Raw genomic sequence first — 20,676 nt, 5'->3', positions numbered from 1 at the left:
GCTCAGCCCAAGGCGTCCGGACGACAAGTGAATGACAAATCACTCGGACAACGACATCTCCATTCGGAACCTACATCAGGCCTGGGGGCGGGTGGCGCCGTGGTAGTCGCCGGCGGGCATGGCTGTGGCCATGTCCTGAACTTGGACGTTGCGGCCGGTGCGAGGTGCGTGGAGGACCTTGCCGTCTCCGGCGTAGAGGGCGACGTGGTAGATGTAGCCGGATTTGTTGCTCCAGAACAGCAGGTCGCCGGGTCGGAGCTCGGATTTGGCGACGGGGTTGTGGGCGGTGGCGCGGTACTGCGGCTCGGCGGTGCGCGGGAGCTGTTTGTCGGGCCAGTAGGCGTACTGCACGAGCGAGGAGCAGTCGAAGCCCGGGGTCTTGGAGGCGCTGCACTCGCCGTTGGGGAGGTAGCCGTTGGTGCCGTCGCAGTAGCCCCTTGAGGGCCCGGCGGGTGTTCCGCCGCCCCAGGAGTAGGGGGTACCTATATAGCTCGACGCGCGGCGTAGGGCGTTGGGGCCGATGCCGGATCCGGAGACGTTGAGGCCGGTGGGTCCTTGGAACTGGGGGAGTGAGGCCATGATGAGCCTCACGTAGTTGTACGTTTGGCCCGACGTAGGGTCATCTTTGTCGAGCAGTGCCCACGAGCTCGGTGGGACTCCCTTGAACTGCTCGACGCGGGTCCAGCCCGCGTTGTAGCCGGCCAGTGCCAGGCGGCGGGGGTCGTCGCGGTAGCCGGAGCGCTTTGCCTGGCCGACGAGCGAGCACATCATGCGGCCCTGGGCCATGACGGCGTCGCCGATGTCGTACGGGTCGATGCGGCCGTTGCCGTCGTCGTCGCGGCCCCAGGTGGCCCAGGTGCCGGGCATGAACTGGGCCGGGCCTTCGGCGCCGGCGGGGGAGCGGAAGGGCCGCTTGGTGTTGAAGTGCGACTCCTGGTTCATCTGGGCGGCCAGGAGGGCGGGGGACAGCTCCGGGTGCTCACACGCCTGGGACGCCTTGAGGAACCAGGGGTGGAACGCGGCTGGGACCCCCTTGAGGCCGCGACCCTTGCCGTCGGGCAGCTCGATGTCGGGGCGGTCGACGGCGGCCGCGGCGAGTCCGATCAGGAAGATCGGCGCTATCAGGAGGGCCACGGCCGCGGCCGCGATCCCGGTGAGCACTTTCATGGTCTGTCCCCCCGCCGGGCGTTCCGGCTCGTTCGTACGCGGACCTGCTCGCGCGCCGCGTCCCGTGTCGCCTGGACGGCGCGCTCCCACTGGGTCTCGGTGAGTTCGTAGGCGGCGGCCCAGGTGTACGGCGTGCGTACGCCGCCGACCCCCCGTTCGACGCGCGAGACCATCTGGCGGCCGATGCCTAACCGCTGGGCCATCTCGTTCTGGGAGAGCCCGAGACGGCGGCGGATGTGACGCAGGGTCGGTGTGCCGCAGCGGACGACCAGGTCGGCTGGGGTCACGCCCAGGGTCGTGGCCAACGCGGTGACGACCCTGGGGTCGGGTTGGTGGCGGCCGCTCTCTGCCGACCTGACGGTGTTCGGGCTCAGCTCCGCCGCCGCGGCCAGGCTCTCGACGCTTACGCCCGCCTGCACACGCAGGGTGCGGGCTCGTGCGCCGTCGAACGCGGACACGGTGGACCTCCACTGTCGTCGAAACGTGCTACTGAATAGGCGCGCGCAACTGGCGCGATCATGTGTAGTCTCACTCCGCGTCAGATTGCAACTGAAACGAGGATCTTCGGGTGTGGCAGTCTACGCACAAGCGAGTGTGCGCCGTCTCGTGATTCTCGCGAGAACGGCACATTTCGCGCTGGTGGAACGGAACATGGGGTCGGTTGCGTCGTTGGGGTGTGCGAGCTCAGACGTCACTCGCATCGCGCTAGTCTGCGCGCCCGGGATGTTCAGTGATTGCAGTTGAAACGGGGGGAGTGAATCCATGACAGTGCATCCAGTCGAGGCAACGCCCGTACAGGTGCCCGATGTTGTCCTGCGGTACGCAGTAATCGCCGTGCACGGCCCGGCAATTGGGGTGCTCACGGTCGCGCGCATGCTCGATGCGGACGGGTCGGGGACGGCGGCGCGGGTGCTGCACGCGCGCGAGGCCGTTCCGTACGGCGCGATGCCGGTGCTGGTCGCCGACACCACGGCGTACGGCTCGGCATGCGTCGAGCACATGCTCCGCGCCTGGGATCCGGGGATGCCCCGCCCGTGGCTGGTGCTCATGGCGGACGCCCCCGTGCCGCCGGCCCCGGCCGCCCGCTACCGGTACCGGGCGCTCAACGAGCGCTTCGCCGGGATCTCGCAGGTCGCGTACCTGCCGAGCCTGCGCAACGCAGACGGGGCGGACGCCGCCCTGGAACACAACGACGTGAAGACCGCGGCCGCGAAGCTGCGCCGCCACCTCGAAGGGACCTTGTGATGGACTACGTGACTCTCGCCAGCCTCCTCGCGGACGCCGGTGCAGACGGCATCCCGCCGGCGACGCCGAAGAAGATCCCCAATCTGGATGGCACAGTCTCGAAGCTGTTCGGGTACGGCCTGTGGCTGCTCGTCCTCGCCGGGGCCGGGGCGACCGGGTTCGGGGTCTTCAAGCTGGCGGTCGCCGACAAGAGCCGCAACGGCGGCGGGAGCGAGCCGTTCAAGTGGATGGGAGGAGGGATTGCCGCGGTTTTGTTGGCCGGATCCCTGATCACGATCATCAACGGGATCGCGGCCTGAAAGGGGCGGACATGACGAACTCACGCAGGACGGCAACGAACGGCGCCCTGATGTGGGGCGCGGGCGGCATGGCTTTCGTCGTGCTCGCCCTGACCGGCTACGCGATCTTCAGCGGCGACGACTCGACCACGAACACCGGCAAGGGCGGCACCAGCACACCGAGCGCCTCGGCGTCGCCGACGCCCGGGTACAACCCTCCGCCGGATTGGACCGAGCCCGACCGTTGGGCGGCGCTGCCGCGAGGCCGGCGAACCGACGAGAACGGCAATGCCGTCGGGTTCCCGCACACGACCGAGGGCGCCGTGGCGATGATGGCCGCCGCCAACACCACGACCATCGAAGGCGACCGATCCACCGTCGACGAGCAGCTCGGGATCTACCGCTCGTACGTGACCAGCGAAGACCAGACCGACCAGAATGCCGAGCAGATCGAGGGTCAGGCCAAGAAGACCGATAAGAAGATCCAGCGCCAGATGGGCGTTGGGCCTGACGCGGATCTGCCGCCGGGTGCCCATGTGCGCAACTGGGTGGTCGGGTTCAAGGTGATTAAGGCCGCGGACGACGAGGTGAGTGTGTGGCTGCTGTCTCGCTCGGTCACGAAGACCGGTGAGACAAAGCCCGAGGAGGGTGGATACACCCGTACGCTGCTCGCAGCGGAGTGGGTGGACGACGACTGGAAGCTGACCGGCGACTCGATCACCCGCGCAGCCGGGCAGACTCGGGGTCTGTCGAAGCCGGACATGGTGGCCCCGGGTGACACCCGCTTCAACCTGTCCGAGTGGACCGCGATCCGCGAGGCGTCATGAGAAGCCGGTTCGCTGTGCTGCTGGCGGCGCTGGCGACGGCCCTGTGTCTGCTGTCCGCGCCGCCCGCAGCGGCGGACGGACCCGGTGCTCAGGCCATCGACTTGATGTGCGAAGCAGCATCCGGGCCCATCGCCGGCGCGATCGCCGACGCGCTCACCGGCGAGGACGTATGCGACAAGATCGGTGACAAGACCGCCAAGGCGCTGTCCCCGGCATGGGACTCGGTCTGGAAGTCCGTTCTCGGCGATGTCATCAAGTCAGGCAAGGACGTCGCGGTGTGGATCCTGCGCACGACGCTCACCGTCGCCTTGCAGGGCCCCTCCCTGAGGCTGGAGGCCACAGGCCTGTTCGGTAAGGACGCCACGCTGGCGGGCATCATGATGTGGCTCGGGTGGGTGATCGCGGCCTTCGGCCTGATGTGGCAGCTGGGCAAGATGGCCGTCACCGGGCAGATGAAGTACGCGGGGCAGGCCCTGGTGGGGTGGGTTCAAAACGCCCTGCTGACGGGCGCCGGGCTGACGATCATCGCCACCCTGCTCCAGCTGGGCGACGAACTGACACAAGGCCTGGTCGACGCGACGTTCAAGGATCCCGGGCAGGCCGTCGAGCGGGCTGTCGCGGTGATGCTGCCTGTGGCCATCCAGAACCCGGGCATCGTCGCGGGCGTCGTGATCGGCCTGGTGCTCATCGGTTTCGTGCAGCTGGTGATGATCTTCCTGCGGGAGTCCGCGATCCCGATCCAGTGCATGCTGCTGCCGATCGCGGGCGCGGGCCGGGTCGGCGGGGAGGTCACCCGGCAGTGGGCTCCGAAGCTGATCACCTCGATCCTGGTGATCATCGCCTACAAGCCGATCCTGGCCATCATTCTGTGCATCGGGTTCGCCCAGTTCGGGCACTCGCAGACCCTGTCCGAGTGGCTGCGGGGGTTTGCGACGCTGTTCCTCGGCGTGGTCGCTCCGGCGCCGCTGACGAAGATCTTCGCCCCGCTGGGTGCGGAGGTCGGTGCCGGGCTGTCTGCGGGCGGCGCGTTGGGCGCGGCCTCGAACATCGCCGACCTCGTCGGCTCCGGTCGCGACGGCGGTGGCGGTGGCGGCGGCGATGGGCAGGGCACCGACGCGGTCACGCAGGCCCAGCACGTGGAGCAGAGCATGGGGCCCCAGCAGGGCGCCCAGAGTCCGCCCGAGGGGAAGGTGCCTCGGCAGGCGGAGTCCCCCGACGTCGGCTCGCGTGACGTGAAGGGCAAGGTCGTGGCGGATGGGGTCAAGACCGAGGCGGGGGCGGCCGCGGGCGGTCCGGTGACGCTGGGGTTGGAAGTTCTGGACGGCATCAACAACACCATCCAGAAGGGTTCGGACGAGATGGGAGGGGGGGACAAGTCGTGAGCACGCACGAGGTTCCCAACACGCTGCGGGCGGACGGCTTCCGCGTCCGTCGCGAGTTCGGCTTCGGGAACCTGTCCAAGTCCGCCACCATCGCCGCGGCCGCGGCGCTGGCTGCCGACGGCATCATCGCCACCACCGAGCCCGCTACCTTGCTGGTCACGCTCCCGGCGACGCTGGCCGTGATCGGTCTGGCCGCCGCGCGCCGGCACGGCATGTCCGCGCTGAGCTACTACTGGGCCAAGGCCGCCTGGCGCAGGGCCGCCCGTGCCGACGCCACCTCTTTCCGGAGGGTGCTGCTGCCTCTGCCCTACGCCCTGGACCTGCCCGGCGTCGGTGCGTCGTCCACGCTGATCAAGGCTCACGACCCGACCAGCGGGCGGGCCGTCGGCGTCGTGCACGACCGTGCCACGGACTACATGACGATCTCGACCCTGCTCGCCCCGGGCGGCAGTCTCATGGCGCCCACGAACGCGGTCCAGGGCCATATCCGCACCTGGGGCGCGGTGCTGGACGCCATGAGCACGGACGAGCAGATCAAGGGCGCTTCCGTCACCATCCAGATCACCCCCGGGGCCGGCGAGGCGCTCGGCGACGACGTCAGGCTGCGTAAGCGCGCCGACGCTCCGGCGCTGGCCCGCGCCACCATCGACGAGCTCGTGGCCACCACCCCGCACGCCACCGCCTCGGTCGCGCCGTGGATGAGCGTCACCGTCGACCCCAACGCGACGGCGATCCCGCCGACGGAGCTGGTGGACAAGGTGGGCGAGGCCCTGCGCGTCGTCGACTCCCTCGACCTGAGCGGCACGGGGACCGACATCTACCGGCGCGCCACCGACGTCGACGTCCGCCGCCTGGTCCGCGCCGCCTACGACCCCGACGCGTTCCACGCCCGCGACGAGGACTTCGCCGAGCTGCAGTGGGGCGAGTGCGGCCCGCAGGCCGCCGACGACGGATGGGAGGAGTACGCCCACGACGGCGGGGTGTCCGTCTCCTGGGTGCTTCGCGAGATGCCGCGCCGCCCCATCCCGTACAGCGTCCTGCTGCCGCTGCTGAGCCCCGGCCGGTACCAGCGGCGCGTCACGCTCGCCTACCGCGTCCTCGACCCGCACGAGGGCGAGGCGGTGCTGGAGCGCGAGATCAGCAACGCCGAGCAGCGCGCCGAGGCGACCGCACAGGTCAAGGGCCGCGCCCGCTGGTCGCAGAAAGTCGACTACCAGCAGGCGGAGAAGGCCGCCGCGCAGGCCGCGAGCGGCGCGCAGGTCGTCGACTGGACCCTGCTGGTCACCACCACCGCCCGCAGCGAGGCCGAACTGCCTGCCGCCCGCCAGGAGCTCGAACGCGCAGTGAAGGCCACCCGCGGCATCCGCATGCGGCCCGCGTACGGCGCGCAGGCCGCCGTGTTCGCCGCCGGGCTGCCGCTCGGCTACAACCCGCTGGTCAGCTAGGAGCACTGTGGCACGCACACGCAAGCCCGAGGTCACCACTCCCCGCCGCCTGGCAGCCGCCGGACCCGAACTGACAGCGGCCGAGCGGCGCGCGCAGAAGCAGGCCGAGCGTCGCAAGCGGCGCCGGTTCGCCGGCCGGCTCGGCTGGGGAGGCCGGTTCAGCGGCCGCGTCCCCGTGGAGGACGCAGGCACCGTCTACACCGGCCCGTCCACCCAGGTCGGCTCCGTCTACCCGTTCCTGCTCGGCGCGGGGCTGCCGCCGCGCGGCGTGCCCGTCGGCCGGGACGTCCTGACCGGAGAACTGGTCTGCATCGACCCCTCAGGCTGGACGGGCAAGCTCACCACCAACCCGGGCGTGTGGGTCATGTCGCAGCCCGGTGCGGGCAAGTCCGCGCTGGTCAAACGGATCTGCCTGGTCTACAGCGCGTACGGGTTCATGGTGTGCGTGCCCGGCGACGTGAAGGGCGAGTACAGCCAGCTGATCAGCGAGCTCGGCGGCAGCGTGATCCGCATCGGCGACGGCGCGGGCCGGATCAACCCCCTCGACTCCGGCCCGCTCAAGGGCCACCTCGGCGCGCTGTCGGCCGAGGACCGGGCGGGGCTGCTGGACATCCTCAACGGCCGCCGGCTGGAGACCCTCGGTGCCTTGTTGTCCACGAAGAACGGTCTCGGCCGCTCCCCGAACGAGATCGAGCGGTCCGCGCTGAACACCGCCGTCCAACTGGCCGCGGACGCTGCGGACGCCGATCCGATCATCCCGGACGTCATCACGGTCCTGCGCCAGGCTCCGGAGGCGCTGCGGGTGAAGCTCGCCGCGGAGGACCAGGCGTACAGGGACCTGACCCGCTCCGTCATCGCGGGTCTGGACAACCTCTGCGACGGGCCGCTGAAGGGCCTGTTCGACGGCCCCACCACGACGCCGCTCGATCTGGACGCGCCGGCGGTCTCGGTCGACATCTCGGGCCTGCGGGCCCGTGGCAACGACGTGATCAGCGCCGGGATGATCGCCACCTGGGCGTACGCATACAGCTCCATCGACAGCGCCCGCAGCATCGGCATGATGAACCGCAAACTCGTCCTGCCCATGGACGAGATGTGGCGCGCGCTGCGGTCCGGGCCCGGCCTGGTCGACTCCATGGACGCGATCAGCCGCCTGAACCGCACCACGGACGACGTCACCATCTACGTCACCCACAGCCTCCTGGACAGCGAGTCGCTGCCCACCGAAGAGGACCGGTCCAAGGCCCGCGGCCTGATGGACCGCTGCGACACCTGGGTCATCGGCGCGTCCTCCGCCGAGGAGCTGCAGCGCGTCACCGGCAAGCGCGCACTGACCGAGCAGGAACGCATGATGATCAGCTCCTGGTCCTCGGCCACCAGCACCGGCCTGGACACCAGTGACCAAGTCCACCCCGGCCGCGGAAAGTACCTGATCAAGATCGGCACCCGGCCCGGGATCGCCGCCGCGAGCGAACTCACCGCCACCGAGGCCCGGCTGTACCACACCGACAACAACCACCAGCCGGAGAACGGGGACACGCGCCGATGATGACGGAGAACGACCGCGCCTGGCTGCTCGGCGGCATCGTCCTCGGCGGCTCCACGGTGCTGTCCGCGACCACCTGGGCCGGGGCGGCCGCCGGCGCTGCGGTCACCGGCGAGGACGCCGCCGCCTTCCCCCTCTCCCTCGTCTCCGCCTACCAGATGGCCACCAGCTGGTCGACGGCGTGGCCGCACTCCCCGACCGCGTCCGCCGTCGGCGCCGGGCTGCTCGACGTCGCCGTCGTCGCCTTCATGGTGTGGGGGCTGCGCCTGGGCTTCCGCTGGTTCCGCAACCCCTCCGGCCTGGCGACGCTGTACCAGGTCCGCGAGCTCACGCCGAAGCAGGCGGCGCGCACCGCGACCCGGCTACGGGCCTCCCTTAAGGACACCAAGCCGAAGGAGATCAGGCCCGCCGACCGAGGCGTACTGCTCGGCGACCACCTGCCGTCGAAGGTGGAGCTGCGCGGCTCGGACGAGGACACCTACATCGCCATCATGGCCCCCCGCGCGGGCAAGTCGACGTCGCTGGCCATCCCCGTGGCCGAAGAGGCCCCGGGCAGCCTGCTGATGACGTCGAACAAGGCCGACGTCTACGCCGCGACCCTGACGTCGCGTTCGAGGGTGGGGCAGGCCTGGATCCTCGACACCCAGGGCGTGGCCCAGGCCGAGCGGGACATGTGGTGGGACATGATCGCGCAGGCGGAGACGGTGGAGGGCGCCGAACGGCTCGCCAGCCACTTCGTCACGCAGATCACCTCCGAGCAGGCCGACCCCTTCTGGAGCCAGGCCGCAGGCGACCTCCTCGTCGGGCTGTTCCGGGCCGCGTGGTGGGCCGGTGGCACCGTCCGCGACGTCATGAAGTGGATCTCCGACCCCAAGGAGAAGGCTCCGCTCAGGGTCCTGTTCCAGCACGAGCCGGTGCTGGCCGAACAGGTCGACTCCTCGGTCAACATCGCCGAGGAGACGCAGAGCGGCATCTACCAGAACGCCCGGACCGCCATGTCTGCGCTGCGCGACGAGAAGGTCCTCGCCTGGGTCACACCCGACGACCACCGGCCCCGCTTCGACCCCGAGCACTTCGCCACCAGCAAGGACACCCTCTACCTGCTGAGCAAGAAGGGCGGACCGACGTCCGCGGTCGTCGCCGCGCTCGCCGACGCCGTCTTCACCGCCGGAGCGGAGGCGGGTGAACGGCACGGAGGACGCCTGCCCGAGCCGATGCGCGCCGTCCTGGACGAGGCGGCGAACATCTGCAAGATCGCCGACTTGCCCGACCTCTACTCCCACCTCGGCAGCCGAGGCATCACGCCGTTCGTGATCCTCCAGAGCTACCGTCAAGGCGTCAAAGCGTGGGGCGAGGTCGGCATGGACGCCATGTGGTCGGCCGCCACGAAGAAGGTCATCGGCGTCGGCCTGGACGACGCCCGCTTCGCAGGCGACGTCTCCACCCTCGTCGGCGCCCACTTCGTCGAGCGCGGCTCCTACACCAAGAGCAAGGAGGGCTACTCCTACAGCCGCTCCGAGCAGCGCGAGCAGATCCTGGACCCCGCCGACATCCGCGCCATGAAGAAGGGCACCGCCCTGCTCCTGTCCACCGGCATGCCCGTCGCCCAGATCGCCCTGCGGCCCTGGTACGCCGAGCAGGCCATGGCCCACATCGGCGAACAGATGAAGGCCGAGGAACGCGCCATCACCAAGCGGGCCGTGGCCGCGTACGAGGAGAGGAAGGCCGCCCGCCGTGGCTGACGATCCGGACGTGCCCGACTTCGAGGTTCCCGTCGGGCTGTTCCAGGACCTGGAAGACCTCAAGGCCGAGGTCACCCGGCTGTCCGCCCAGGTCAAGACCCTGACCGACGGTGCCGATGCCGACGCGGGCGAGGCCTTCGCCGATGACGCTGCGGACGCCGGCGAAGAGGCCGAGGACGAGCCGCAGTTCCCGCCGTTCATCCTGCTGCTCGACCCCCCGCAGTACGACGACGAGCTGCGCGCCCTGATCGAGTGGGTCGAGGGCGTGCTCGTCCCCGGGTATTTGGCCGAGCCCAGCGCCGACGCCCGCTGGTGCCATCTGTGGTTCGAGCACCCCGTCGTCATCGCACGGCTGCACGCGCTGTGGCTGGCCTGGCAGGAGCTCACCGACCCGGCGACCTGCGGTTACACCGGCCCCTCGGTGTGGCACCGCGACCACCTCGACCCCTGCATGCGGGAGCTCCGCCCCTCCAACGGCCCGATGGCGGGCTGCACCAAGGGTGAGCACCAGATCGACCACCGGTTGCCCGGCATCGTGCCCAGCGCGTGGAGTCGCGCTGAGGACTGACGCACGCACGACAAGGCCCCTGTCGCGTCTGGCAGGGGCCTTGTCGCGGCCCGCGCAGCGGGGCTGCCCGGGGGTCAGCGCTCGGGCTTGGGGGGCCGCTGCATCAGCGCGGCGGCGGCCTCGTCGAGGGTGACCTTCTCGTGGAGCAGGGCGGAGATGACTTCCGTGATCGGCATCTCGACGTCGTGGGCGCGGGCCAGGGCGAGGATCGCCTCGGCGGACTTGACGCCCTCGGTGGTCTGCCGGGTGGCGGCCGTCGCCTCTGCGACGCTCAGGCCGTGGCCGAGGTGGGTGCCGAAGGTGCGGTTGCGGGAGAGCGGGGAGGAGCAGGTGGCCACCAGGTCGCCTACGCCGGACAGGCCGGCGAGAGTGGCCGGGTGGGCGCCCATGGCCGTGGCCAGCCGGGTGGCCTCCGCCAGCCCCCGGGTGATGAGCATGGCCGTCGAGTTGTCGCCCAGGCCCATGCCCGAGGCGATGCCGACCGCCAGGGCGATGACGTTCTTCACCGCGCCGCCCAGCTCGCAGCCGATCACGTCGGTGCTGGTGTAGGGCCGGAAGTAGCCGGTGTGGCACGCCTGCTGGAAACGGCGGGCGGCGTCCTCGTCGGGGCACGCGACGGTTGCGGCGGCGGGCTGACCCTCCATGATCTCGCGTGCCAGGTTCGGTCCGGACAGCACCGCGACCCGATCCGCTGGGACGCCGGTCACGTCGGTAATGACCTCGCTCGCCCGCAGGTGGCTGCCCAGCTCGACGCCCTTCATCAACGACACGATCAAGGTGTCCGGCCCGATGTGCGGGGCCCACGCTGCGAGGCTGGTGCGCAGGGACTGGGCGGGGATGGACAGCACGAGGAAGTCCGCGCCGTCCAGGGCGACCGCCGAATCGGTCGTGGCGGTCACGGAGAAGGGCAGCTCGATGTCCGGGAAGTAGCCAGGGTTGCGGTGCGTCGTGTTGATCGCGTCAGCGATCTCGCTGCGGCGGGCGTGCACGATGACGTCGGTGCCCGCGTCCGCCAGGATCTTGGCGACAGCGGTGCCCCAGGAACCGGCCGAGAACACCGCAGCACGGGCGGAACGGCGCTGGCTCACTGCGAGGTCTCCTTGCTGGACGCGGGCCTGTCGCCGGCACGGCGGTCGGGCTGGTCCATCTTATCGACCGCCGCCGATACGGCCGGGTCTGCTGGGAGGTGCCGCAGGGTCAGCAGGACGGCCCGTCTTCCGCGGACCTTGGGGAGCATCCGGTGGGCCTCGCGGAGCATGTTCTCGGCCGGCGTCTGGCCCAGCTCGCGCCGCAGCGGGTCGGCGTGGGCGATCCACAGCTGGTAGAGCCGCTCCCACATCGCGGGTTCGCCGGGCCGCTCGTCCAGGTGTTCCTGCGTCAGACCGGCGGCGGCGACCTGCTCGTGCCACGCCGGTTCCGCGCCGCGCCGCAGCGCGCGGGTGACGACCAGCCGGCCGCCCGGAGCCAGGATGCGGCCCAGCTCGCGCAAAGCAGCCCCGCGGTCGATGGCACTGCCGAGGGCGTCCACGCACACGATGCCGTGGGCGGACCCGTCGGGCAGGCCGGTGTGCTCCAGCTCCCCGACGTGGAAGACGGCGCGGCCAGCTGCCGGACCGAGGAAGTCGGTACGGCGGGCGGTGGCCTGGGCGGCGGCGACGGGTGAGAGGTCGAACCCGGCCAGGCGGACGGCGAGGGCGCGGGCCAGCCACAGCCCGATACCGCCAGCGCCGCATCCGGCGTCCACGAGCAGCTGTCCGGGACGCAGTCGCAGCCGCGCGGTCAGCAGCCCCAGCAGCGGCCAGTCGCAGGAGCTGGAGGAGCCGACCTCGGCCGGGTAGTCCTCGCCCATCGCCTGGGCGTACAGGCTGGCGACCAGGTTGGTGCGGGCACGTGCGGCATGGAAGGCGTCGTACTGGGCCGAGCGCCCTTGCGTGGGTGCGAGTGCAGGCGGCGCCGGTGTCGGGGGCGTGGTGGAGTTCATCGGGGCATTGACCTTCGGATCCGGGAGCGGGTGCCGGGGCAGACGACCTGCACGGCATGGACGGGACAGTCGGGGGCGGACAGGTCCAGGGCCAAAGGCTCGTGTCCCGTGACAGGCGCCATGCGGGCGGCGACGTCCCGGGCCTGCTCGGCGAAGCCTCCGCTGGCCGGGGCGAAGCAGCCGGTCACCTCCGCCCAGTGAGCGAGCGCGCCGTTGCGGGCGATTCGGAAGGACGGGGCGTCGAAGCTGCCGGGGTCGCTGGGGAGGTCATCGCGGGTCCCGGCGATGGCGGCCAGCCGCGACTGCGCGGCCTCGGTCACCGCCCGGGTCAGCGCGATGGCCGGGCTGCTGTGGCAGCCGCCGCCGGCGAAGACGACCGGGTAGTCCTCCGACCACAGGTACGCGACGCACACCGGCAGCCCGTACGGGCCGTCCACCAGCGCGATCTCCAGCGCCATGCCCGCGGCCGCCAGCCGCTCGATGACCTCCCGGCCGTGCGGGTCGTCGACCGAGCCGGGCTCGATGAGGGTGCGCCGCTTCCCGTCGGCCTGTTTGTCCCGGTGCAGCACGTCGCGCTCCACCACCTCGAACAGGCCGTGCAGCAGCGCCTCGTCGCGCGTGTTGCCGCACGCGAGCCCGGTGCTGGTTGTGCGCAGCACGTCCGGGGTCCACGGGCGCCGTTGGACGCGGCGGCGGACCAGGTCAACCGGAAGCAGCATCTTCGCCCCGTTCACCAGGCCGGTACCGGCCGTCCACTCCCACACCATGCGGGTCAGCGCCCGCTCGGGGTACCCGGCGGTCAGCGGCAGCGCCGCCACGGGGCAGTCGGGGGCGACCTCGGCGGCCGGGCCGTACGCGGCGACGGGCAGCGGCTGCTCGACGTGCCACAGCTCGATCGCCTCCATCACCGCCGACAGCTTCGCCAGCAGCGCGGTTGCGCCCTTGCCCTGCGACGTCGACAAGGTCTTCGACGCGGGCCGGATCGCCGTCCACACCGGAAGCCCGACGCAGTCCAGGCCGGTCAGGTCCGCGACCCGGGTGATGCCGAACTCCCCAAGGCGCCCGGCCACGGCCTGCCACGTCTCCTCCGGCGTCCGGGCCCGCACTGTGCCCGGCAGCGCCACCAGTTCACCCGACACGGGCCGTCTCCGTCCTCTCGATCTCCTCCAGGAACCCGGGCACGAACCGTTTGGCCGCGTGAACGGCACGTGCCCCGCAGACCAGCCCCCGCGCGGACGCCTCCGCGTCGAACTCCCTCTCAGGGCACCGCCACGCCCGCAGCAGGAGATCGCGGCTCACCTCGTCGCGGACCGCCGCCGTCGAGAAGCCCGGCCGACTGCGGCAGGCCCAAGCGAGGGCATCGGCGTACCGGGCGACCGCCTGCCGGTCGTGCGCGGTCTCGCCAGCCAGCAGCAAGGCCACCGTCTGCTCGTCGCGCAGATCGAGTTCCGGGTGGAAGACGCGGTCGGCCGGCAGGTCCCCGCTGCACGCCCGGGCCAGCCGCTTGGCCAGGTCCATCCCCGGCCTGCCGTCGGCCGGGTGGAGGGAGAGGTGTTCGAGGTAGGCCGCCCACCGTGCGTGGAACGCGGGGTCGAACACCTGCTGGTAGACGAGGCGGTCCTCGGTACGCAGTGCCATCCCATCCACGCAGCTGCGGGCGAACGCGTTGGACCAGCGGCGAAAGTAGGCCGTCTCCCACACGGGCGGCTCGATGACCCGGGCCGCAGCGGCGCCGTCGAGCGCCGCACGTATGGCCGAGAGCGCGTCGGCGCGCTTGAGGTCGCCGAAGTGCCGGTCCCGCTCGCGCTGTCCGGTCAGCCACCCGGCGAACGCCGTCTCGCCCTGGCGGCGGCATACGGCCCGTACGGCGGCCCAGGTGCGCTGCGGGTAGTAGACCGCGCGCAGCGCCTCCAGGAGCCCGGCAGCCCGCTCGCCGTCGAGGACCCCGACGGACTGGGCGAGCCCCAGGACATGTCGGACGTTGACCAGCGGCCAGGTCAGCGCGCCGAACTCCCCGTCCGGGACCTGCCCGACCGCGACCTCGTCGTCACCGTCGATCTGCCCCGAGGCGTAGGCGGAGTAGACGCTGCCGACGCCGAGCATCCCGTACGGCGCCAGTTCGGCCGCCCGCAGTGCGCCGATGCTCGCGGCCCCGATCACCCCGACACCCCGGCCCATCGCGGCCAGGATCTCCTTGTGCCGAAGCGCTGGCGTCTGGTGGTACACCCCGTCGATGAGGACCACCGTGTCGCCGCCGCCGATCGCGGTGTCGAACAGGTCGCCGTGCCGCGCCGGCGGCAGGACCCGCAGGCTCGGCCCGGCGAGTACGGGCTCGGACGCTGACAGCGTCGGCCCCACGTACACGTGAATCACTGCACCCTCCGGTGAAGCGCGAAGGGCGCCCCTCCCCGGGCCCGCGGGCCACGAGAAGAAGGGGCGCCGAGGTCAGGACGGGCGGGGGAGGACTACTCCTCGTCCTCCACGTCGACGGCGACCACGACGGTCCCGGCGATCTCCTCGGTCCCCTCCACGGACGCCGAGGTGCTGGCGGCGGCGATACCGGACTTGGACTGCTCCATGAGCTTCTCCTCTTGGCGATTGACGACGGTGCGGGCCCTCTGCCCGCATCCGGTGGTGCCGCGGGCCGCAGCCCGCCCGCCCGCCCCTGGTCGAGGCGGGAAGTGTGTGATCAGAGCACGGCGAGGCGCGAGGCACTCACGACGAGGCCTGGCCAGCCGGGGTCACCAAGGCGCAGGCCTTTATGGCGAGTTGCCGTTCCGTGCCATCCGGCAGCCGCACCCACAGATAGGCGTTGTCTGCGTCCACGCCGTCCCAGCCGCTTCCGACCTGGACCACCGCCCCCTCGAAGGTCTCGGGCTGACGGCGCTCACCCGTGGCAAGGGCCTCCAGCCCCCGCACCACGTCACCCAGCGCGTACGGCGCGGACGCGGAGCCCGCACGCTGCCCCGTTCGACGGGTCATCACGCTCACCGCTGGGCGCGATCGGCGGAGGCGAGCTTGAGTACCTGGGTGAGGTGCGGGCGCACGGACACCGCGTCGGGCAGCGGGGTGTCCTCGGCGGGCGCGGTGTCCCACCGAACCCCGTACGACGGGGGCAGTGCGACCCAGGCGCCGGGCCCGGAACGGACCTCCACGTTCGGGCAGCCGGTGAGGATTGCGCCCGTGCCGGGTGCCACGAGCAGGGTCGCGGTGGTGTGCCCGGAGGTCAGGCACGGGACGTGGAGGCCGGCGGCGTTGGCGCGGACCATGACGGCCATGCCGATGGGGTGGGCGACGACCAGCGCGTCCCAGTTCGTACACGGGACGATGACGCCCGCCCCGGGTGCGGACTCGAACACGGCGGCAAGCTCACCGGGCGCCAGCGGCTTGACGGCCGCCTCCAAGGGGTGGGCGCCGGGGGTGACGCACGGGGCCTTCGAGTCGGCGGTCCGGCAGGTGCAACCGGAGCCCGTGCGGTGGCGGTGCCCTATGGCGACCGGCCAGCCAAGCCGGTCGTACGCCGTAGCGCACTCGATGGTGTCGCGGCCGTGCAGGACATGCAGGATGTCGCTCATGTCGCCCCCCGTGTCCGCGTTGGAACCGTAGGTGATGGTCACGGCACGAGCGTCCCGCCGAAGGACAAGGGCGACCCACAGGAATCCTGTAGGCCGCCCAACTGGCATATGCGCCCTGAAATCAGGACACGAGCTCCATCCCCCGGACCAGCCCCGACAGAGCCACGGACTGGGACGGAACCCCCCGACGGACCAGGTCCCCGACCAGCTCGCGAGCCATCGGGTGCGCGTGCACGTAGTGCGGCGCCCTCTGCGCCGCCTGTCGCAGCGTCACCACCGCCTCGCCCGACCGGCCCATGCGGTGCAGCGCCCGCGCCTCGTCGATCCGGTAGTGGGTGATCCGCTCCCGGCTCGGCATCGCGGGCACGTCCACCCCGTCCACGAATGCGAGCCCGGTGTCCGGCTCGTCGACCTCGACCCCGGCCTCGGTCGTGTGCACCAGCACGTTGGCCCGAGAGAACACCGTTTGCCACCGCAGATCGTGATGCCCCGCCGGCAGGCGGTCCGATACCTCCAGCGCCCGCGTCGCCTGCCCCCATGCCCCGCCCGCATCCCCGGCGCGAGCACAGGCAATCACCTGCCGCAGCACCAACGCCCCCTCCAGCACGAGGGCGTCGGTGTCCCCCGTTGCCGACAGCGGCTCCAGGTCCCGCAGCGCCGCGTCCGCGACCGCCTGCGTCTCCCGCGCGGAACCCTGGTGCAGCAGAGCCCCGCAGCGGTCCCACGCCACCGCCGCCTTCACGATCGGATCGTCCAGCTGCGTCGCGGCTCCGGCCGCCACCTCCGCCGCCACCCACGCCAGATCGGGCAGCCCAGTCTGGTTCAGCGTCTGCCGCGCGTTCCGGGCCGCGTCCACCAGCAGGCGCAGGGCCGCGTCCCGCTCCGCCGTACCTCGCTCGTGCAGCAGGATCGTGGTGTTCAAGTCCTCCAGCAGCGCGGGCAGCAGCCCGGCTACTGCCGGAAGGTTCGCGCCCTGCCGGTGCCGGTTCGTCGCCGCGGCCTGTTCCCGAACCCGCTGCGCATCAGCGGCCGGCGTGGAGGGGACGAGCCCCGGATGCCCGGACAGGATGAGCGAGGACCGGCGCAGCGCCGCCCGCATCGCCGGGATGTGCGGTACCGCCGAGCCCTGCTCCCGGCGCAGCCGGTACGGCTGCCCGAGCAGCCACACCACGTCCACCTCACACACCGTCGCCACCGCCGAGATCAGCGAGTACCGGTCCAGCGGAAGCCGCCCGGCCTCGACGTCCTCGGCCCACCTTCCGGACCGGCCAACCAGCCCGGCCATCTCCGCGTGAGTCAGGCCCGCCGCAATCCGGGCCACACGTACGCGCGCACCGATACCGGTGTCAGGGGTTTGGGACATGGCGGCACCTCTCCGTTCCGGACTCCACAACCCGGACGGTACCCGCCCAGCCAGCTCGCGGACACGCCAACGGCTCACACCGGATCGGTGTTCGGCGGAGGGCCGACCGTGCACTCCGCGTCAACGCTCGGGCAGCCGCGACGACGTACGACTCCCAGTACCGCCGGGTTCCTGGGCCGGTCGGTCACGAATTTCTCAACTCCCTGGACGACGTCAGGTCAATGGCCCGCGCTCTCCAGGGCGGTTGCCGAGGAAGGCCTGCCAGGCTACGGCCGAGACATCGAGCGGCCGACGGGCGTGATCCTTGGAGTCCCGGATCAGCACACCTTCACCGTCCGAGCGCACGGAGGCCTCCACGCAGGCATCCTCGAAGTCGCTGCTGTAGGTGCTCTTGTGCCATCCGGTCGACGGAAGCGGCATGTGGATCCTCTCCAGGTGGTGACGAATCGGGCTGATCACTGACGCCTGCATATGGAAGTCTAGGAGCGATGTGCCGTAGGTAGAGGCCTGTTGGCACGCCGGCACGATCGGGCACGGGGGAAGGGGACTCATGCCGAGTACCGCACGGTCGCCGCGGTGGACGGCGGCAGAGATGGACGCCTACGAGCGGGCGCGCACCCTGCTCAACGCGGTGATCGCCGCCTACAGCGGCCGAATTGGCGAGGCACCCAGCGCGCAGGACGCGCGAGCCCTGCGCGAGAAGCGTGCCCCGCTGCTGGCCGAGCGCGATGCCCTGACCGCCGACAGCCGGGAGCGGATCGCGGAGATCCTCCGGGACATGCCTACCGAGCTCGCCACGATACGCAATGGCAGCGCTGGTGAGTGACGCATCGGCGCCGGCGAACGAGCAGGAGGCGAAGAAGCCGCCGCGACGCCTGTCAGACGAACAGCTCGACGAAATCTTCCGCGAGGACGTACAGCCGGGCCTGGCTCGATTCACCTCCCAGGACTCTCCCCGGATGGTCCTCCTCGGCGGCCCGCAGGGCTCCCGAAAGACCACGCTGCGGCCGCTGGTAGCCGAGCAGCTCGGCCTGACGGACGTAGTGTTCTTCGACGGTGACGACCACTATGCCTTTCACCCGCACTACGACGCCCTCGCCCGGGAGCACGGCGCACTGAAGGCCCTGCGCATGTGCGTTCCGGACATCGAGTTTCTGCGCGCGAAAATCCTGGACGAAGTGCGCGTACGGCAGCTGAACATCATGTTCATCGGTCCGTACACCCACGAGGAGTACACCCTGAACCGGGTGTCCGATTTTCGTGCAGCCGGGTACGGCGTCGAGTTGGCGTACACCGCGCTGCACCAGGCGCTTTCCCAGGTCGGCGTGATGGACCGGCACCGGCATGCCCTCACCGAGGGCCCCGGCTACAGCTTCCTGGTCTCCCTGGAGCTCCAGCAGCAGGTGTTCGACGGCGTCCCTGTCATCATGACGACAGTAGAGGAACGCGGGCTGGTCGACGCGCTGCACGTTGTCGACGCCAGCGGGATCGTCTTCAGCAAGCACCTTGGTACCGATGGCACATGGGAACCGTCCCAGCCGTCACGCGAGGTCCTCGAGGAGACCCGCATGCAGCAATGGGACGACGCCACCCGACAGGACTTTCTCCAACGACGCGGTGCGGTGGCGAATCCCAAGGGGGAGATCGCCGAGGACTGGAGCAAGCGCCTGGCCCGCGTCGACGAGCTCGCTGCCCCAATGTTGGCCCCACCGTCGGCAGCGAACAGGGTCAGCACGCAGGCGGCGCGGAAGCGCTCCACAACCCTGCCGTCGTCCAGAGTCGCGAAGAAGTCTGCGGCTCCACCGACGTCACCCCGGCCTGCCCTTCCTCACGCCCCCGGGCAAGAGAGCAGCAGCGGCCGAGCGCGGTGACGCGTTGGTGTCACGTGCACGGTCCTCTCGCGTTCGGCGGCCGCAGCAGGTTGCGCTCCAGGCAGATGGTCGTCGTCGTGTAGGGCCCGTCAGCGGCCCGTACGGATGCCCTGGAAGCCCGGTCCGAGCCCGCGCCGCTTCAGCGGTCCGCGCGCCGGGAGCACCGTCGCCGCTGCGACGGGCGGCTCCGCCTCCTGGTCGTCGACGGCGACGCCCAAGTGCCGGCGGGCATCGTTGATCGCGGCCGCCACCGCGGCCAGGGCCTGCGCCAGCTCCGGCGCGGCGCTGCCCAGGGTCACGGTGAGGGTGGCGATCGCGTCGAGGACGTCCTCGGCGGCCACCGAGTTCCAGCCGCCCGGGGCCGCGATGTCGGCGAGGTGGCAGGCGGCCTCCGCCGCCCGCTCGGCGTGCAGCGGTCAGTCTGGCCAGATAACCCGCGGGGCCCGGCGGTCCCCTCACAGGAGGGGGGCCGGGCCCCGCGTCGTCGTGTGGCGGCACCGCCGTGGTGCGTCAGGAACAGCGCCTACAGTGCCTCCCTACCTACTGCGCCCTGGACGCTGTCCGGGTGTTTCGGGGCCGTGCCGGGGGAACGTGCGGTCGGTCGGCGCCGGTGCCTGTCCGGGGGCGGGGCGCTTGGCGGCGGTGGCGCTGCGTGAGCGGGCGGCCGCGGTCGATATGCGCGGGGCACCGAGCCCCGGCACCGCCAGCAGCGGGGCGGCCAACTTGTCGATGCGGTCGAGCTGCGGGCCGAAGTCGGCGGCAGACCCTTGCGCAGCTTCCGCTGGACGCTGAGGAAGTCGTGGGACTCCTCCGGTGTCCAGGGCCGGTTGCGTTCCCGCTCCACGGACTGTCGCAGCGCCAGGGGAGTGCGGGCGAGTTCGGTGGCGTCGGCCGCGAAGCGGGGGGTGGTCTCGCCGCGGCGGTAGACGGCGGCGAAGTCCGCGAGGCCCTCGCGCACGATGACCTCGCAGGAGTCGGCGATGCCGGTGTACGAGGCCTGGGCCTTCTCCGGGACGGTGAGACGTCCCTGTCCGCGGTCCAGGACCTGCTCGTGGTAGCGGTTGAGGATGCCCTGCTCATTTAAGGCCTGGGAGACGGCCAGCACGAAGGTGTCGACGCGGGTGCCCACGTTCCGGTACTTCCGCATGGTCTCGGCCAGGAACTGCGGGTCCATGGCGATCTCCTGGACCAGAGCGTTCAGCTGCCGCCCGCCCGAGAGCGGGTCCTCGCCTCGGACGAACTGCTGGGCCTGACGCATCCAGGCCCGCCCGTCGTTCCCGGTGTAAAGCGTCATGAGCCGGTCGTCCTCGGCCATGAGCCGGGCGTACATCGGGTGGTACGGCTTGTAGAGGTCGCTGTCGATGTCAGCGAACCCGCCGCGCGCATCGAGCTGTTCCGCGATCAACTCGGCCACGCGCGTCTTGCCTGCGCCGGGCTGTCCGAGCAGGAAGACGGCGGTGGCCGGGTCCTGCGCGGCGGGGCCGGTCAGGAGGTCCGGCACGATGTCGAGGACGAAGATCCGCCGGTTCTCCTCCGCGGGCGAGTGTCCTTCGCACTCCTACGGACGCTAGTCCTCGCCCAGCCACCGTGATATCCGGCCTCTGCTGAACCGGTGGGGCTGTCGCTGACCCGACTTCGCAAGCGCGCCGCCGACCTGCAAGACGGCGACGTATACACCCAGACCGG

The 20,676-nt window shown here is 71.2% G+C and carries 22 protein-coding genes; 10 read left to right on the top strand and 12 right to left on the bottom strand.

The features are described from left to right. Positions 1–75 precede the first annotated feature (75 nt). Together VIU94_RS28255 and VIU94_RS28250 are read right to left on the bottom strand one after the other, a co-directional pair. Entirely contained in the window at positions 76–1,167 is a 1,092-nt protein-coding gene (locus tag VIU94_RS28255) for a C40 family peptidase (protein ID WP_331915442.1), read from the bottom strand. Further along, positions 1,164–1,625: a helix-turn-helix domain-containing protein gene (locus VIU94_RS28250; RefSeq protein ID WP_331915440.1), complete on the bottom strand. Its 462-nt coding sequence runs from the start codon at positions 1,623–1,625 to the stop codon at positions 1,164–1,166. The genes VIU94_RS28255 and VIU94_RS28250 overlap by 4 nt, the downstream gene beginning before the upstream one ends. 304 nt (positions 1,626–1,929) lie before the next feature. Here VIU94_RS28250 and VIU94_RS28245 point away from each other — a divergent pair, with 304 nt between their 5' ends. Genes VIU94_RS28245 through VIU94_RS28210 form a run of 8 tightly spaced genes read left to right on the top strand, consistent with a single transcriptional unit; the run spans position 1,930 to position 10,200 of the window. After that, on the top strand, positions 1,930–2,412 hold the full coding sequence (locus VIU94_RS28245; protein WP_331915438.1) for a hypothetical protein: 483 nt from the start codon (positions 1,930–1,932) through the stop codon (positions 2,410–2,412). Continuing rightward, positions 2,412–2,711 carry a hypothetical protein gene (locus tag VIU94_RS28240; protein WP_331915436.1) on the top strand — a complete coding sequence of 100 codons (300 nt, stop codon included), beginning with the start codon at positions 2,412–2,414 and terminating at the stop codon, positions 2,709–2,711. Before VIU94_RS28245 ends, VIU94_RS28240 begins: the two co-directional genes overlap by 1 nt. 11 nt (positions 2,712–2,722) lie before the next feature. Beyond that, positions 2,723–3,517, top strand: a complete 795-nt coding sequence (locus VIU94_RS28235; protein ID WP_331915434.1) for a DUF8175 domain-containg protein — start codon at positions 2,723–2,725, stop codon at positions 3,515–3,517. Positions 3,518–3,531: 14 nt separating this feature from the next. Then, positions 3,532–4,899, top strand: coding sequence for a hypothetical protein (locus VIU94_RS28230; protein WP_331915432.1), 1,368 nt, complete (start codon positions 3,532–3,534; stop codon positions 4,897–4,899). Continuing rightward, positions 4,896–6,344: an SCO6880 family protein gene (locus VIU94_RS28225; RefSeq protein WP_331915430.1), complete on the top strand. Its 1,449-nt coding sequence runs from the start codon at positions 4,896–4,898 to the stop codon at positions 6,342–6,344. Before VIU94_RS28230 ends, VIU94_RS28225 begins: the two co-directional genes overlap by 4 nt. A 7-nt stretch (positions 6,345–6,351) precedes the next feature. Further along, positions 6,352–7,893: a putative type IV secretion/conjugal transfer ATPase gene (locus VIU94_RS28220; protein ID WP_331915428.1), complete on the top strand. Its 1,542-nt coding sequence runs from the start codon at positions 6,352–6,354 to the stop codon at positions 7,891–7,893. After that, positions 7,893–9,632, top strand: a complete 1,740-nt coding sequence (locus VIU94_RS28215) for a type IV secretory system conjugative DNA transfer family protein (protein WP_331915426.1) — start codon at positions 7,893–7,895, stop codon at positions 9,630–9,632. Before VIU94_RS28220 ends, VIU94_RS28215 begins: the two co-directional genes overlap by 1 nt. Further along, the gene (locus tag VIU94_RS28210) at positions 9,625–10,200 is read left to right on the top strand and encodes a DUF4913 domain-containing protein (RefSeq protein WP_331915424.1); all 576 of its coding nucleotides are present in this window, start codon (positions 9,625–9,627) and stop codon (positions 10,198–10,200) included. Before VIU94_RS28215 ends, VIU94_RS28210 begins: the two co-directional genes overlap by 8 nt. A 74-nt stretch (positions 10,201–10,274) precedes the next feature. Here VIU94_RS28210 and VIU94_RS28205 read toward each other — a convergent pair whose 3' ends face one another. The 8 genes from VIU94_RS28205 to VIU94_RS28170 all read right to left on the bottom strand — a co-directional run bounded on the left by VIU94_RS28205 (position 10,275) and on the right by VIU94_RS28170 (position 17,578). Further along, positions 10,275–11,288, bottom strand: coding sequence for an NAD(P)H-dependent glycerol-3-phosphate dehydrogenase (locus tag VIU94_RS28205; RefSeq protein WP_331915422.1), 1,014 nt, complete (start codon positions 11,286–11,288; stop codon positions 10,275–10,277). After that, a complete protein-coding gene (locus VIU94_RS28200; RefSeq protein WP_331915420.1) occupies positions 11,285–12,181 on the bottom strand; it encodes a class I SAM-dependent methyltransferase in 897 nt (298 codons plus the stop codon). Before VIU94_RS28200 ends, VIU94_RS28205 begins: the two co-directional genes overlap by 4 nt. After that, positions 12,178–13,320: a YcaO-like family protein gene (locus VIU94_RS28195; protein ID WP_331915418.1), complete on the bottom strand. Its 1,143-nt coding sequence runs from the start codon at positions 13,318–13,320 to the stop codon at positions 12,178–12,180. The genes VIU94_RS28200 and VIU94_RS28195 overlap by 4 nt, the downstream gene beginning before the upstream one ends. Next, entirely contained in the window at positions 13,310–14,554 is a 1,245-nt protein-coding gene (locus VIU94_RS28190; RefSeq protein ID WP_331915416.1) for a TfuA-like protein, read from the bottom strand. The genes VIU94_RS28195 and VIU94_RS28190 overlap by 11 nt, the downstream gene beginning before the upstream one ends. Positions 14,555–14,896: 342 nt before the next feature. Further along, positions 14,897–15,163, bottom strand: a complete 267-nt coding sequence (locus VIU94_RS28185) for a hypothetical protein (protein WP_331915414.1) — start codon at positions 15,161–15,163, stop codon at positions 14,897–14,899. 5 nt (positions 15,164–15,168) lie between these two features. Next, on the bottom strand, positions 15,169–15,798 hold the full coding sequence (locus VIU94_RS28180) for a bifunctional DNA primase/polymerase (protein WP_331915412.1): 630 nt from the start codon (positions 15,796–15,798) through the stop codon (positions 15,169–15,171). Between the two features lie 79 nt (positions 15,799–15,877). Next, the gene (locus tag VIU94_RS28175; protein WP_331915410.1) at positions 15,878–17,119 is read right to left on the bottom strand and encodes a helix-turn-helix domain-containing protein; all 1,242 of its coding nucleotides are present in this window, start codon (positions 17,117–17,119) and stop codon (positions 15,878–15,880) included. Positions 17,120–17,332: 213 nt separating this feature from the next. Further along, positions 17,333–17,578, bottom strand: coding sequence for a DUF397 domain-containing protein (locus tag VIU94_RS28170; RefSeq protein WP_331915408.1), 246 nt, complete (start codon positions 17,576–17,578; stop codon positions 17,333–17,335). Between the two features lie 91 nt (positions 17,579–17,669). On the opposite strand from VIU94_RS28170, the gene VIU94_RS28165 reads away from it, so the two are divergent. Together VIU94_RS28165 and VIU94_RS28160 are read left to right on the top strand one after the other, a co-directional pair. Then, positions 17,670–17,945: a hypothetical protein gene (locus VIU94_RS28165; protein WP_331915406.1), complete on the top strand. Its 276-nt coding sequence runs from the start codon at positions 17,670–17,672 to the stop codon at positions 17,943–17,945. Further along, positions 17,926–18,990, top strand: a complete 1,065-nt coding sequence (locus VIU94_RS28160; protein ID WP_331915404.1) for a zeta toxin family protein — start codon at positions 17,926–17,928, stop codon at positions 18,988–18,990. Before VIU94_RS28165 ends, VIU94_RS28160 begins: the two co-directional genes overlap by 20 nt. An 89-nt stretch (positions 18,991–19,079) precedes the next feature. Here the strand turns inward: VIU94_RS28160 and VIU94_RS28155 are convergent, their stop codons facing one another. Further along, positions 19,080–19,331: a hypothetical protein gene (locus VIU94_RS28155; RefSeq protein ID WP_331915402.1), complete on the bottom strand. Its 252-nt coding sequence runs from the start codon at positions 19,329–19,331 to the stop codon at positions 19,080–19,082. A 182-nt stretch (positions 19,332–19,513) separates the two neighbouring features. Beyond that, positions 19,514–20,491, bottom strand: a complete 978-nt coding sequence (locus tag VIU94_RS28150) for a zeta toxin family protein (RefSeq protein ID WP_331915400.1) — start codon at positions 20,489–20,491, stop codon at positions 19,514–19,516. Positions 20,492–20,676 lie beyond the last annotated feature (185 nt).

Source organism: Streptomyces sp. (assembly GCF_036566765.1).
Lineage (GTDB): Bacteria > Actinomycetota > Actinomycetes > Streptomycetales > Streptomycetaceae > Streptomyces.
This window is presented reverse-complemented; position numbering and strand designations above follow the sequence as displayed.

What these genes read in the sequence shown, in the direction of transcription:
- VIU94_RS28160 (WP_331915404.1), top strand. Translation starts at nt 17,926, where the DNA reads ATGGCAGCGCTGGTGAGTGACGCATCGGCGCCGGCGAACGAGCAGGAG.
- VIU94_RS28255 (WP_331915442.1), bottom strand. Translation starts at nt 1,167, where the DNA reads ATGAAAGTGCTCACCGGGATCGCGGCCGCGGCCGTGGCCCTCCTGATA.
- VIU94_RS28240 (WP_331915436.1), top strand. Translation starts at nt 2,412, where the DNA reads ATGGACTACGTGACTCTCGCCAGCCTCCTCGCGGACGCCGGTGCAGAC.
- VIU94_RS28185 (WP_331915414.1), bottom strand. Translation starts at nt 15,163, where the DNA reads ATGACCCGTCGAACGGGGCAGCGTGCGGGCTCCGCGTCCGCGCCGTAC.
- VIU94_RS28200 (WP_331915420.1), bottom strand. Translation starts at nt 12,181, where the DNA reads ATGAACTCCACCACGCCCCCGACACCGGCGCCGCCTGCACTCGCACCC.
- VIU94_RS28235 (WP_331915434.1), top strand. Translation starts at nt 2,723, where the DNA reads ATGACGAACTCACGCAGGACGGCAACGAACGGCGCCCTGATGTGGGGC.
- VIU94_RS28245 (WP_331915438.1), top strand. Translation starts at nt 1,930, where the DNA reads ATGACAGTGCATCCAGTCGAGGCAACGCCCGTACAGGTGCCCGATGTT.
- VIU94_RS28215 (WP_331915426.1), top strand. Translation starts at nt 7,893, where the DNA reads ATGACGGAGAACGACCGCGCCTGGCTGCTCGGCGGCATCGTCCTCGGC.
- VIU94_RS28175 (WP_331915410.1), bottom strand. Translation starts at nt 17,119, where the DNA reads ATGTCCCAAACCCCTGACACCGGTATCGGTGCGCGCGTACGTGTGGCC.
- VIU94_RS28165 (WP_331915406.1), top strand. Translation starts at nt 17,670, where the DNA reads ATGCCGAGTACCGCACGGTCGCCGCGGTGGACGGCGGCAGAGATGGAC.